General features: G+C 59.4%; 12 protein-coding genes. 8 read left to right on the top strand and 4 right to left on the bottom strand.

From position 1 onward, the window contains the following. Positions 1-198: 198 nt before the first annotated feature. The 6 genes from AC07U5_RS16160 to AC07U5_RS16185 all read left to right on the top strand — a co-directional run bounded on the left by AC07U5_RS16160 (position 199) and on the right by AC07U5_RS16185 (position 7,769). Complete coding sequence (locus AC07U5_RS16160; protein ID WP_062427612.1) at positions 199-984, top strand: amino acid ABC transporter substrate-binding protein; 786 nt, start codon at positions 199-201, stop codon at positions 982-984. A gap of 110 nt (positions 985-1,094) precedes the next feature. Continuing rightward, positions 1,095-1,775 (top strand): amino acid ABC transporter permease, encoded by a 681-nt coding sequence (locus AC07U5_RS16165; RefSeq protein ID WP_062427611.1) that lies wholly within the window; start codon positions 1,095-1,097, stop codon positions 1,773-1,775. After that, the gene (locus AC07U5_RS16170; protein WP_494723625.1) at positions 1,772-2,530 is read left to right on the top strand and encodes an amino acid ABC transporter ATP-binding protein; all 759 of its coding nucleotides are present in this window, start codon (positions 1,772-1,774) and stop codon (positions 2,528-2,530) included. The genes AC07U5_RS16165 and AC07U5_RS16170 overlap by 4 nt, the downstream gene beginning before the upstream one ends. A gap of 294 nt (positions 2,531-2,824) precedes the next feature. Continuing rightward, entirely contained in the window at positions 2,825-3,382 is a 558-nt protein-coding gene (locus AC07U5_RS16175) for a TetR/AcrR family transcriptional regulator (RefSeq protein WP_494723626.1), read from the top strand. 88 nt (positions 3,383-3,470) lie between these two features. Then, complete coding sequence (locus AC07U5_RS16180; RefSeq protein WP_494724264.1) at positions 3,471-4,604, top strand: efflux RND transporter periplasmic adaptor subunit; 1,134 nt, start codon at positions 3,471-3,473, stop codon at positions 4,602-4,604. A gap of 9 nt (positions 4,605-4,613) precedes the next feature. Further along, entirely contained in the window at positions 4,614-7,769 is a 3,156-nt protein-coding gene (locus AC07U5_RS16185) for a multidrug efflux RND transporter permease subunit (RefSeq protein WP_494723627.1), read from the top strand. Between the two features lie 84 nt (positions 7,770-7,853). Here AC07U5_RS16185 and AC07U5_RS16190 read toward each other — a convergent pair whose 3' ends face one another. Continuing rightward, a complete protein-coding gene (locus AC07U5_RS16190) occupies positions 7,854-8,387 on the bottom strand; it encodes a gamma-glutamylcyclotransferase (protein WP_494723628.1) in 534 nt (177 codons plus the stop codon). A 48-nt stretch (positions 8,388-8,435) separates the two neighbouring features. Here AC07U5_RS16190 and AC07U5_RS16195 point away from each other — a divergent pair, with 48 nt between their 5' ends. Together AC07U5_RS16195 and AC07U5_RS16200 are read left to right on the top strand one after the other, a co-directional pair. Continuing rightward, entirely contained in the window at positions 8,436-9,437 is a 1,002-nt protein-coding gene (locus AC07U5_RS16195) for a DUF2125 domain-containing protein (RefSeq protein WP_062445331.1), read from the top strand. A gap of 89 nt (positions 9,438-9,526) precedes the next feature. Continuing rightward, positions 9,527-10,831, top strand: a complete 1,305-nt coding sequence (locus AC07U5_RS16200; protein ID WP_494723629.1) for a hypothetical protein — start codon at positions 9,527-9,529, stop codon at positions 10,829-10,831. Positions 10,832-10,853: 22 nt separating this feature from the next. On the opposite strand, the gene AC07U5_RS16205 is transcribed toward AC07U5_RS16200, so the two are convergent. From AC07U5_RS16205 to AC07U5_RS16215, 3 genes are read right to left on the bottom strand one after another with little or no spacing between them, the layout of a single operon-like run. After that, a complete protein-coding gene (locus tag AC07U5_RS16205) occupies positions 10,854-11,435 on the bottom strand; it encodes a hypothetical protein (RefSeq protein ID WP_133178010.1) in 582 nt (193 codons plus the stop codon). Next, the gene (locus tag AC07U5_RS16210; RefSeq protein WP_494723630.1) at positions 11,422-11,985 is read right to left on the bottom strand and encodes a hypothetical protein; all 564 of its coding nucleotides are present in this window, start codon (positions 11,983-11,985) and stop codon (positions 11,422-11,424) included. The genes AC07U5_RS16205 and AC07U5_RS16210 overlap by 14 nt, the downstream gene beginning before the upstream one ends. Further along, positions 11,982-12,578 (bottom strand): hypothetical protein, encoded by a 597-nt coding sequence (locus AC07U5_RS16215; protein WP_494723631.1) that lies wholly within the window; start codon positions 12,576-12,578, stop codon positions 11,982-11,984. Before AC07U5_RS16215 ends, AC07U5_RS16210 begins: the two co-directional genes overlap by 4 nt. Positions 12,579-12,639 lie beyond the last annotated feature (61 nt).

A 12,639-nucleotide genomic window follows, 5' to 3' on the forward strand; every position in this document is an offset into this window, starting at 1 on the left:
GAAATGATTATCGACATCATCTTCCAGCGTGCTTAGGCGGCAATTGCGAGGGAGACCGGCAACAGCGGAAAAAAGCAGCAAAAATATTCTCCATCACCGCATCTTTTTGAACGTTTCTGCCGTTTAAGGCGTCACGCTTTGTGGGATGACACATCAACCGGAGCGATGTTATCCGGACATAGGGAAAAGGAAATACCAATGGGCTTGCTCAAGACAATCGTAACGACGGCCGCAACCACGATTGCGCTCCACGCCGTGCTGATCTCTCCTTCTGCCGCGGGAGAAAACCTCGATCAGATCAAGTCCGCCGGTGTCATCAAGATCGGCACCGAGGGTACCTACGCTCCTTTCACCTTTCATGATGCCAGCGGCAAGCTTGTCGGCTTCGATGTCGAAATCGGCCAGGCCGTTGCCGAGAAGCTTGGGGTGAAGCCGGAATTCATCGAGGGCAAGTGGGATGGCCTGATCGCTGGTCTTGATTCCAAGCGCTATGATGCCGTTATCAACCAGGTTGGCATCACGGAAGCCCGCAAGCAGAAATACGCCTTCTCCGAGCCCTATATTGCTTCGAAAGCCGTGCTGATCGTCAGCGACAAGAACACCGATATCAAGGGCTTTGAAGATCTGAAGGGCAAGAAGTCGGCGCAATCGCTGACCAGCAATTTCGGCAAGCTTGCGACCGAAGCGGGCGCCGAACTCGTCGGCACCGATGGTTTCGACCAGTCGATTCAGCTCGTCCTGACCGGCCGCGCCGATGCGACCGTCAATGACAGCCTATCCTTCCTGGACTTCAAGAAGAAGCAGCCGCAGGCACCGGTAAAGATCGTCGCCGAAAAGCCGGATGCGGACTATTCCGGCATCATCGTTCGCAAGGGCGATGACGCACTGGTCGCCGCCATCAACAAGGCGCTGGAAGAGATCAAGGCCGACGGTACTTACAAGAAGATTTCCGACACCTATTTCGGTCAGGACGTTTCCAAGTAAGCTCTTTCTAAATAGCGGATGCGCCGCATCTGCTATATCCTCTCTTATAGATCATTCGCAGACGAAGTCCGGCAACAGCCGGGCTTCCTTTTTGTTTTGAGGGTTTCTTCGTGCCGCACTGGCTGCAATTGATGATGGATTCGCTCCCCACGCTTCTGTGGGCCGGGGTGAAGTTCACGATACCGCTGACCCTGCTCTCCTTCGTCCTTGGCCTGGCACTCGGTCTGGCGACAGCGGTCGCGCGGCTGTTCGGTCCGGCGCCTGTTGTTCTCCTCGCCCGCTTCTATGTTTGGGTGATCCGGGGAACGCCGCTTCTCGTCCAACTCTTCGTCATCTTCTACGGACTGCCGAGCATCGGCATTCTTCTCGATGCTTTTCCCGCAGCACTCATCGGCTTCACGCTGAATGTCGGCGCCTATACGTCGGAGATCATTCGCGCCGCCATTTCGTCCGTGCCCAAGGGACAGTGGGAAGCTGCCTTCTCGACGGGAATGAACTGGCGTCAGGCCATGCAGCGCACGATCCTGCCCCAGGCAGGGCGCGTTGCCGTGCCGCCTCTGTCGAACACCTTCATCTCGCTGGTGAAAGATACCTCGCTTGCAGCGGCAATCACCGTGCCGGAACTCTTTCAATCGGCCCAGCGCATCGTTGCCACGACATACGAACCGTTGATCCTCTATATCGAAGCAGCTCTCATCTACCTTGCCCTGAGTTCCGTTCTATCGACCCTACAGGCGCGACTTGAAACCCGCTTTGCCCGATATGGCGGCATGATGGAGAGCAACCGATGATCGAACTCAACGCCATCGAAAAGCGCTTCGGCGATGCGGTGATCCTCAAGGACATCACGCTCGACTTTCCAGAAGGAAGCGTCACGGCTCTTGTGGGGCCTTCGGGCGGCGGCAAGAGCACGCTTCTGCGCTGCATCAACCTTCTTGAACTGCCAAGCGAAGGTACCGTGCGGATCGGTACCGATAGCGTCTCTTTCCATCACGGTCGAAGGGTCGCGTGGCCAGAAATTCAAAAAATTCGCCGCCAGACGGGTATGGTGTTCCAGAACTTCCAGCTCTTCCCGCACAAAACCGCGATCGAGAATGTCATGGAAGGCCTGCTCGTCGTGCAAAAATGGCCTATGGAAAAGGCCCGTGCGAGAGCGATGGAGCTTTTGACAAAGGTCGGCATGGCGCACAAGGCGGATGCCTGGCCTGCAAACCTGTCGGGCGGCCAGCAGCAGCGCGTCGCCATTGCCCGCGCGCTTGCACCCTCGCCCAAGGTGCTGCTCTGCGACGAACCCACCTCGGCGCTCGATCCGGAACTGTCGGCGGAAGTGGTGGAGGTCCTGGGCCAACTGGCGCGAGAAGGCACGACCATGGTCATGGCGACACATGATCTGCGCCTTGCGTCAAAGATCGCCGGCCTCGTCGTGTTTCTGGAAGCCGGCAAGGTGGTTGAGACAGGTAGCTCGGACGCGATTTTCCGCAATCCGCAGCAGGAGCGGACGCGTCGCTTCGTCTCATCCATCAATGCGGCTCAGACGTTGTCATAAGCCTCTTCGAGCTTTCAGCTTCGCTCGACACGTTCCAGGTAGCCGTTAGACGCTCGAGATAACGCTCGCCCAGCGACCGCCTTGCGAGTCCGTTCGCCGTGTCAAATCTGCGTGAGCAGGACGGGAAGACGGGTGCACAGGCTTCGGTCATATTGCGCGGCAGCATTTTATAAGTATTTATAAAAAAAAGCCTATTAGCCATCATTAAAATAATAAGGATCAAATCTGCGGCGCGAGAAACCGCTTGATTTTAAAAACGAACGTTCGTACTTAAATTTCCACAAAGGACGTTTCATGGCTAGAACCCGCAAGATCAGCACCGACGATATTCTCGACGCCGCCGAGCGCGTTGTCATGCGCGACGGGGCGGCGGGGCTTTCCATCGATGCGGTGGCGCAGGAAGCGGGCGTCAGCAAATCGCGCGTGGTCTATGACCACAAGTCGAAAAGTGCGCTTCTCGAAGCTCTGATCGATCGGCACATGTCCGCTGAGGAGGCCCGCATTCGCGAAGCCGTCGGCTCGCACAGCGAGGCTCCTCACCCCGAGCTTTTCGGCCGGATCAGTCTGGCGGAAGAGGCACCGGACGATATCGACCGCGCGGTTTGCTTCGCCATTTCAGCCGCCATGTCCAGCGAGGAAAATGTTCATGAGCGCATGCGGGCATGGACGAAGGCCGACCTCGAGGCGATGAAAGCCGGGCCGCGCCCGAAAGCAGCCCTTCTCACCTATCTTGCCCTCACGGGTCTTTGTTGCATGGAGCTCTTCGATTTCCACCGCTGGGAGACCAGCGAGCGACACGAGATTCTGGATGGCATTAAAGACATCTACGCTTCCTTACCCGATAAAAAATGACGATCGCTAGATAGCGATGAAGACAAGGATTGAAAAAATGCTGAGCAGAAAAGCTTTGCCCCGCCTTGCGAGCCTGTTCCTTGGTGGCATGATCGTGCTGTCGGGACCGCCGGTGCATGCGCAGGAAGGCGGCATGCAGATGCCCCCGCCCGCCGTTGGCGTTCTCGAGTTGAAGGCACGCGCCGTTCCTGTCGTCAACGAATTGCCAGGCCGCGTCGCCGCAACGCGCGTAGCGGAAGTGCGCGCCCGCGTTTCCGGCATTCTTCTGGAACGTGTCTTCCAGCAGGGCACCTTGGTGCAGAAGGACGACGTTCTCTACCGCATCGATCCGAAGCTCTTCAAGGTGCGGGTGGAGAGCGCCCAGGCCGCGCTGCAGCGCGCGCAGGCAACGCAGGCCAACGCCCGCCAGCAGCTGGAACGCCAGAAGAACCTGCGCGAACGCAATGTCGCGACCGGGATCGAATACGACACCGCCGCGGTAAACCTCGCACAGGCGGATGCCGATGTCGCGCTCCAGCAGGCAGCACTTGATGAAGCCAAGATCAACCTTGACTACACGGAAGTTCGCGCGCCCATTACCGGCATCATCGGTGCGGCACTGGTGACCGAAGGCGCGCTTGTGACAGCGGATGGCACTCAGAATCTCGCGCTGATCCAGCAGATCGACCCAATCTATGCGGATTTCACCCAATCGGCGCAGGACATGCTGGCGTTGAAGCGTGCGGTGGAGGATGGCAAGCTGGCAAGCCCCGCACCGGATCAGGCAAGTGTCCGTCTCGTCTTCGATGACGGCACTGTCTATGCCGATGCCGGCCGCCTGCTCTTTGCCAGCGCCAACGTCGATGCCACCACCGGTCAGGTGACGCTCCGTGCAGAATTCCCCAATCCGAAGCGCAACCTGTTGCCCGGCATGTATGTACGCGTGCGCATCGAACAGGCCGTGCGCCAGGACGCGATCACCATTCCTCAACGCGCCGTTCTTCGCAACGCCGAGGGCAAGCCGATGGTCTATATCGCCAAGGATGACGGTACCGCCGAAGCCCGCCCGATCGAACTCGGACAGGCTGTCGATACCGAATGGGTTGTCGATAAGGGTCTGTCGGCGGGCGAGAAGATCATCGTCGACGGCGCACAGAAAGTTCAGCCTGGCGGCAAGATCGCAGCAGAACCCTGGCAGCCGCAACAGCCTGCCGATGCCGCAGCGCAACCGCCGAAGCAGTAAGGTCACCTCATGGCACAGCTATTCATCAGACGGCCGATCCTTGCCTGGGTCTTCGCGCTGTTCATCTCGATTGCCGGCATCATCGCCATCCCCTTCCTGCCCATCGCGCAGTATCCAAAGGTGGCACCGCCGCAGTTGACGATTTCCACCAGCTATCCCGGCGCCTCGCCGCAGGAAATCTATCAGGGCGTGACCCGTCTCATCGAAGACGAGTTGAACGGTGTCGAAGGCCTGATGTATTTCGAATCCACTTCGGATACGGCAGGTCAGGTGTCTATCAACGCTACCTTCCAGGCCGGAACCAACATCAACCAGGCCTCGGTGGATGTGCAGAACGCCATCCGCCGCGTGGAAGCGCGCCTTCCTTCTGCCGTCGCCTCGCAAGGCGTAACCGTCGAAGAAGCCTCCTCCGGCTTCCTGATGTTCATTACCCTCACCTCCACCGATGGGACGATGGATGAGGTAGCGCTTGGCGACTATCTCAACCGAAACGTTCTTGGAGAATTGCGCCGTATCGATGGTGTTGGCCGCGCCCAGCTTTTCTCCGCCCAGCGTGCCATGCGCGTGTGGATTGATGCCGACAAACTGGTCGGCCTCAATCTGACGGCCGCCGATATCAACAGCGCGATCACCGCGCAGAACGCCCAGGTGGCCGCGGGCCAGATCGGTGCAGCACCCAATCCGGTCTCCCAGGATTTGACGGCAACCGTTCTCGTCAAGGGACAGCTGACCGACACGAAAGAGTTCGGCAACATCGTTCTGCGCGCCAACCCGGACGGCAGCTCCGTTCGCTTGAAGGACGTAGCCCGCATCGAACTTGGTGCAGAAACCTACAACTTCTCGAGCCGCCTGAACGGCCAGCCGAGTGCTGCCGTCGGTATTCAGCTTTCCTCCACCGGCAATGCGGTCGCCACCTCGAAAGCGGTGACGGCGAAGCTCGAAGAGCTGTCGCGCTTCTTCCCTTCGGGCGTCGCCTACAGCGTTCCCTATGATACCAGCCCCTTCGTCTCTGCATCCATCGAGAAGGTGATGCACACGCTGGTGGAAGCCATCATCCTCGTCTTCGTGGTGATGTTCGTCTTCCTGCAGAACTTCCGCTACACGGTCATCCCGACACTCGTGGTGCCGGTGGCGCTGCTCGGCACCTGCGCCATCATGTATGCGACGGGCTTCTCCATCAACGTGCTGACGATGTTTGCCATGGTGCTTGCCATCGGTATCCTCGTCGATGACGCCATCGTCGTGGTCGAGAATGTCGAGCGCATCATGGCCGAGGAAGGTCTGTCTCCCAAGGCCGCGACGCAGAAGGCGATGCGCCAGATCACCGGCGCCATCCTCGGCATTACGCTGGTTCTTTCCTGCGTCTTCATTCCCATGGCCTTCTTCCCCGGATCGACAGGCATCATCTACCGCCAGTTCAGCTTGACCATGGTGGTGTCGATCCTGTTCTCGGCCTTCCTCGCCCTGTCGCTGACGCCTGCGCTCTGCGCGACGTTCCTCAAGCCCATTCCAAAGGGACATCACGAAAAGCGTGGCATCGGCGGCTGGTTCAACCGCAAGTTCGACAGCCTGACAAACGGCTATACGAAGACGGCAACCGGCACGGCCAAGCGAGCAGGCCGGATGATGGTGATCTATCTGGCACTGGTCGCGGGTCTCGGCTATCTCTTCATCAACCTGCCAAGCGCCTTCGTACCGGATGAAGACCAGGGCTTCCTGATCGTGGACATCCAGGGCCCACCAGAGGCCAGTGCCAACCGCACGCTCGCGTCCATCAAGCAGATCGAGACGATCTTTAAGGCCGACCCCGCCGTGAAGGATATTGTCGCGATCCAGGGCTTCAGCTTCTCCGGCAACGGCGCCAATGCTGCCCTTGCCTTCGTAACGCTGAAGGATTGGAGCGAGCGTGGTGCCGGCAACTCGGCGCAGGATATCGCGAACCGTGCCAACATGAAGCTCTTCGGTTTGAAGGATGCGACGACCTTTGCCCTTTCGCCTCCACCGATCGAAGGCTTCGGTACGTCCGGCGGCTTCTCCTTCCGTCTGCAGGACCGTAACGGCATTGGCCAGGCTGCCCTCTCTGCCGCAGCCGCAGAACTGATGCAGAAGGCCAGCCAAAGCCCGATCCTGACAGGCATGCGTATCGAAGGTCTGCCGGATGCGGCCCAGGTCCTGCTGGTGATCGACCGTGAAAAGGCTAACACCTTTGGCGTGACCTTTGCGGATATCAATAACACCATCACCGCCAATCTCGGATCGTCCTATATCAACGACTTCCCGAATGCCGGCCGTATGCAGCGCGTCATCGTGCAGGCGCAGGACCGCGACCGCCTTCAGGTCGAAGACCTGCTGAAGCTCAACGTCCGCAACTCGAGCGGCGGCATGGTGCCTTTGAGCTCCTTTGCCATTGCTCAGTGGCAGAAGGGTTCTCCGCAGGTCGTCGGCTATAACGGCTATCCGACGATCCGTATCTCCGGCGCTCCAGCTCCCGGCAACTCCACGGGCGCGGCGATCACCGAAATGGAACGCATCGCTTCGGAACTTCCGGCGGGTGTTGGTTACGAGTGGACGGGCCAGGCGCTTGAGGAAATCAAGTCCGGCTCCCAGGCACCCTTCCTCTTCGGCCTCAGCATTCTCTTCGTGTTCCTGCTTCTGGCAGGCCTCTACGAAAGCTGGTCCATTCCGCTTGCGGTTATGCTGGTCGTTCCGCTCGGCATCATCGGCTCGGTCCTGGCGGTTATGGTGCGGGATATGCCGAACGACATCTACTTCAAGGTGGGTCTAATCGCGATCATCGGTCTCTCGGCCAAGAACGCGATCCTGATCGTCGAATTCGCCAAGGATTATTATGCGGAAGGCAAGTCGCTCCTGGATTCTGCGGTTCAGGCCGCACGCGTCCGCTTCCGCCCGATCATCATGACCTCGCTTGCCTTCACGCTCGGCGTGGTACCGCTGGCGATCGCGACAGGCCCAAGTGCGGCAAGTCAGAACGCCATCGGCACCGGTGTTCTGGGCGGCATGATCTCGGCCACCATCCTTGCGGTCTTCTTCGTGCCCGCCTTCTTCGTCTTCGTGCTGACGCTGATGCGCACCAAGCGGCCTGTCACGGAGCATGAGGAACAGCAGGAGACGACGCCGCCGGCCCCGCAAACCCACTCCTCCTGACGAAGATGGATTGAAACAAGAACGCCGCGGGTGAAACATCCGCGGCGTTTTCGTTTGTCAGACAGGATGAATTTCGATGGGGCGCTACTTTGCCCCGGCATCGTCCTCGACATGAGCGGCAATCTTTTCCAGCAGGACATCGCGAATGCCGATGGCCTTGAGATGCTCGACCGTGTTGAAGACATAATCCGAGTTGGGGCCCGAACTGCCCTCCGCATTCCGTATGATCGAGGCGGCATCATCCACCTTCAGACCACCGACATATTGCGGGTGGCAAGGGTCTGCCACATAGGTCAGCGCGTTCAGCCGTCGACCGTCCTCAAGGCTCACCATGATCAGGCGTTCCTTGTAGACATTCGTCACCAGTTCCCGCTCACGCAGATAATCGAGCACAGGCTTGCGGCCCGATGCCTTGACCCGAAATGCCACGCCAAGGCAGGACCCGCCGCGCTCAAGACCCAGCACCAGCCCCGGCCTTTCCTCCGTACCACGGTAATGGTTGGAGCGGATGCAAAGCGCCCGCCGGTAGCCGAATAAGCGCGCCCGTTGACGCTCCTCAAAAGGGAAGCCGGGGTTCCACATCAGCGAACCGTAGCCAAAGACCCAAAAATCGTCCATATCGCACGCCAAATCACTATTATACGCTGCGCAGCATTGGAGATCATCATGGCAACGTCAAGCCAATCCCGTACAGGCAGAAAATTCCTTTTTCTCGGGCTCGGCATCGTGCTTGTCATCGCCATCTACACGGCGGGTTGGTTTTACGCCGCCAACAGGCTGGAAGAAACGGTGATCAAGGCGATTGCGCCCGGCGGCACGTCCAGCATCAAGGGTGAATGCACCGACATGGCCTTCCGCGGCTATCCTTTCCGCATCGGCCTCTTCTGCTCCAAGGTGAATGTGGAAGATACCAAAACCGGGGTGACCACATCCTTCGGCGCTCTGCGCTCTGCAGCCCAGGTCTACGCACCGGGCCACATCGTCTGGGAGCTGGATTCGCCAGCTGAAATCCGCACACCGCATGGCCTCACGGTCTCGGCGCAATGGGCGAACCTGCAATCCAGCCTCGTCACGAAGCTCAAGGGCATCGATCGCACCTCGCTGGTCATCGACGGATTGAAGGCGCAAGCCGTCTCGTCTGTCACCAACCAGACCATCGACTTCGACGCCGCCAAAACCGAGGTCCATTTGCGCCAGAACGGCGCCGATCTCGATGGCGCAGTAACGCTGAACGACGCCGCCACAGTCGTTCAGGGCTGGCCGCAGATCCTGCCACGCCTCAACGCCATCGCCGACGTCACCCTTGCCGGCAAGGCCGGTATGATCGACGGCAGCGATACGACCGGCCTTTACGGCGCAAGCGGCGAATTGCGCCGGGTGATGCTCGACATTGGCGATGGTCGCATCATGCGCATCAGCGGCCCGTTTGCTTTTGATGATCAGGGCTATCTGTCGGGCAAGTTCAAGTTGGAGATCGAAAAGCTGGGTGACTGGGCCGACAATGCCAAACAGGCATTCCCGCAGCTTCAGTCCACCATCGACACCGCCCGCAAGCTTCTTGGCGCGCTCGCAGGTGGCGGTGATCATACGTCCGTCGATCTGGTGGTCGATCGCGGCCGCGCCACCGTCAGCGGCTTCATTCCACTCGGCAAAATTCCGCCGATCTGACAAACCAGCTGAGCACTACCGGCTCCCGTCATGCCGATTGATGGGCGCCGGTCAAAGTGTCCCGTTTTGAACCACACGCTGATAGGCAGATGCAGCAATCTCTAGAGTCGATGAAGCCGTCTGAAACCAACCCGCTGCGTGACTGCGCGGCGGCTCTACATCTCACGCTCGTGCTCTTCGCACGATTTTGGCCGCAACTCATGGCGCTGTGGTTAATCGGCTTCTCGGGAAGCCTCGCGCTGACTGATCTCGCCGCTTTTGCTGGTCGATGGAATGCACTGGCGGGCCTGTCTCTGTTATCGCTGGTCGTCCTCTTAAAGTTGGTCATCATCGTCGCGCTGTTCGAGACCGTCCGGCGCGGCCTTCCAACACTCCACGCCGCATCCGCTCAGAATGATCGGGGAGCGACAGAGCCGCGCGCGGCGACGAAGACGAACTTCGTCACCGCGCTGGCACTTACGCTCGTTCCCTTCTTCGCCTTCTATGCCGCCTGGGGTTTCCTCGCCGACACGCTGCGAGATTATGCGCGACTATCCTTTGACCTCTTGCTTTCAGGCGAAACCGCCAAGCTGCTGGAGGTCACGGGGGGTGCCTGGCTCGTCGTTTCCGTCGCAATTGCCTGGGCCATTCGCCGCTTTGCCAAACTCATGAGCAAGCGATCGATGTCGCCCTTATGGCCGATTGTCATCGTTATCTGCGAAGCGAACTGGGCATTCATCGGTATCTTTGTCATTTCCACTTGGCAGGACGATATTCGCAACTGGTTCACGCATCTGCCGGACGTCATCGGCAACCTCTTGACGACGCTAGACCCAGTGCCCAGCGCCATCGCGCAGGATCTCCCTGCGCCCACTGAGTTTGCCGACGCCTCCTTCAGCCAGCGTCTACAATCCGTCTTGCTCTATGCGCTCTATCCGGCTGTCTGGCTGACGCTCGCAGCACTGATCTATGGCTACGATATCAATGGCGAACATCCTCTGCCGGCACGCGGTCTTTCTGCCGCCATCTCCAGATGGCAGGCGCTCCCGAAGTTCTTGCAGGACTTCATCGCTCACTTCATCGCGGGCACGTTGAAGCGTTACCGAACCCTGGCGGAGGGCGTTGGGCTGGCGCTCAGCTCCGGTTTCGCTTTGACCCTTTGTGCCATTCTCTTCTATCGCCTGCTTGATTTCGGTTCGGCATGGGCATGGTTCGGGATCTCACGATGGATCGGTCCGCAGGAAACGGCACTCTGGCATGTCATCGCACAAGGGATCTCCTTGCTTTTCGGCACGCCCAGCGATCCCGGAGAGGGACTGCTGGTATCACCGTTGAAAATCTGCCTGCTTGCCGCCACACTCGAAATCGGCTTTGCGCGGGGCCGCGAATGGCGGGCACGCACAATGGACGTCTAGGCCTGCTTTCGTCTGAGCCTCCCTATTGCGCACCAAGACGAAGCGGAATGGAAAGTGCGGTGGGGCGGGACGGGGCGAAACTGATGCGCGCCGACAGCCGACCTGCAACGGGCGCGGGCACGAGGAATTTCTCCTCGATCAAGGTGTTTTCGCCTTTTGAAAGCGGTGTCAGCGAGGCGATGCCGCAGCCATTGATCGGTGTTGCCTTCGGATTGAGTTCGCGACTGACATTGTTAGAGAGTGTCACATCCAGCGGCAACCACCGGCGTCCTTCACCATCGACCAGACTGATCTGACACTGGGACCAATCTTCCCCGATGTCTTTCACCGCCGTTGCGCTCAGCCGAAGGATGACCAGCCGTCGTTCCCCAGGAAGCCGAAGCGGCGTATCGTTGCCATCGCCCAGCAGACGGGCCGCCTCAACCTGCCATAGCGCTCCGGCGTAGATGCGATCGCCGGCATTGCCGACGATCTCGATTTCAGTACGGCGTTGATATTCCTGAAAGCTGCGCCAGGCGTTCAGCGAGAAAGCCAACACCACCAGGGCAGGCAGGCTGATAAACGAAATCCACCACAATGTGCGTTCGCGATCAGCGCCCATCATTGCCGATCTCCAATACCGCTTGGGAGACAAGCTCGTCTGCATCGATCGAGATATCGAGCTGGTCGCTAAGTTGCGGAAAATATTGCCTGGCCAAGAGTAGCGACATTCGTGAGGTCTCCGCCTCCGGCAACTCGAAAACGAATATCCCCGACGTCGGCAAGCCGGGTTGTATGGTCTTGGTCGACAGGGCGCCCGGCACGCTGTCCACCCGGGTAGACTGTCTGTATGAGCGGCCGGATGCGCCGACGATCGTCGCTGCCTGTAGGGGCAAGGTCTCGGTCGATGCAGCAGCGTCCACTGTGACGACAAGCCAGACACCCGAGGTGCTGCGTTCCACCTTTCGTCCGAAGCTCTCATAGGAGAGCACCTTGGCCTTGCGAACCTGCGAAACTTTGCCGCTGAACGCGCGCCCGGAGACAGTCTCCCCCGCATGTCCGCGTGCGACGATCGGACCTGTCAGCATGGCGTAGGACGGCGTCGTTTCCTTCAGCGCTATCAGGGCGACCACCGAAAGCGCGACGAGAGCGGCGTAGACGACCGCGCGGATCATGGTGCTCCCCCGGCGGATGCGCCAACGGACAGGGGTAGAACGACTTTCGCGACGGGGCCCTTAGGGAACCAACCCGGTGCCGCATAGAGGTTATCCCGCGGACGAAAAGCCTCACCCTGAACCGATAGGTCGAGTGAGGATGGCACCGGAGCATTGGCGGGAAGTTCCCACACGGCTGTAATCGTCTCCGGCATCACCGGCTGCAAGTCGCCCAGCAGATCACGATCGCGGTCGAGAAAGAATGTCGGTCGCGGCGCATCCTTGATGTTGTCGACTTTGATAAGGTCGCCATAGATGTTGGAGCTTTCTGCAGACGCGTTCTCAAGGCGCATTTCGAGAGCAACAGCCCTTTTTCCAGGTGTGACTTTCAGCCCGTTCGGCATGAGCGCGATGATGCTGGCAGATTCCAGCGACACCTGCCAACGCCCGGCATTGATAGTCTCCCTAGCTTCCACCACCGGGACAAGCTCGCTCTCGCGCCGCTCATATATGGAATAGCCAAGCGACAGGCCGGCGGCAACAAGACCGCCCGCCCCTGCAATCAGTTTCCGCAGACGCCCTCTTCGAGACCGTGTTTCAGTGTTCGCTACCATTGCCGATCAGCGATAGCCGCCCTTATGAAGTCTACTCCAACGACCGCTGAAGACGCGGTAC

The sequence above is a fragment of the Agrobacterium sp. GW821-FHT02D03 genome, from assembly GCF_059421725.1.

Excerpts from the sequence above, each read along its gene's own strand:
- AC07U5_RS16160 (WP_062427612.1), top strand. The coding sequence starts at position 199 with ATGGGCTTGCTCAAGACAATCGTAACGACGGCCGCAACCACGATTGCG.
- AC07U5_RS16170 (WP_494723625.1), top strand. The coding sequence starts at position 1,772 with ATGATCGAACTCAACGCCATCGAAAAGCGCTTCGGCGATGCGGTGATC.
- AC07U5_RS16175 (WP_494723626.1), top strand. The coding sequence starts at position 2,825 with ATGGCTAGAACCCGCAAGATCAGCACCGACGATATTCTCGACGCCGCC.
- AC07U5_RS16180 (WP_494724264.1), top strand. The coding sequence starts at position 3,471 with ATGATCGTGCTGTCGGGACCGCCGGTGCATGCGCAGGAAGGCGGCATG.
- AC07U5_RS16185 (WP_494723627.1), top strand. The coding sequence starts at position 4,614 with ATGGCACAGCTATTCATCAGACGGCCGATCCTTGCCTGGGTCTTCGCG.
- AC07U5_RS16190 (WP_494723628.1), bottom strand. The coding sequence starts at position 8,387 with ATGGACGATTTTTGGGTCTTTGGCTACGGTTCGCTGATGTGGAACCCC.
- AC07U5_RS16195 (WP_062445331.1), top strand. The coding sequence starts at position 8,436 with ATGGCAACGTCAAGCCAATCCCGTACAGGCAGAAAATTCCTTTTTCTC.
- AC07U5_RS16200 (WP_494723629.1), top strand. The coding sequence starts at position 9,527 with ATGCAGCAATCTCTAGAGTCGATGAAGCCGTCTGAAACCAACCCGCTG.
- AC07U5_RS16205 (WP_133178010.1), bottom strand. The coding sequence starts at position 11,435 with ATGATGGGCGCTGATCGCGAACGCACATTGTGGTGGATTTCGTTTATC.
- AC07U5_RS16210 (WP_494723630.1), bottom strand. The coding sequence starts at position 11,985 with ATGATCCGCGCGGTCGTCTACGCCGCTCTCGTCGCGCTTTCGGTGGTC.
- AC07U5_RS16215 (WP_494723631.1), bottom strand. The coding sequence starts at position 12,578 with ATGGTAGCGAACACTGAAACACGGTCTCGAAGAGGGCGTCTGCGGAAA.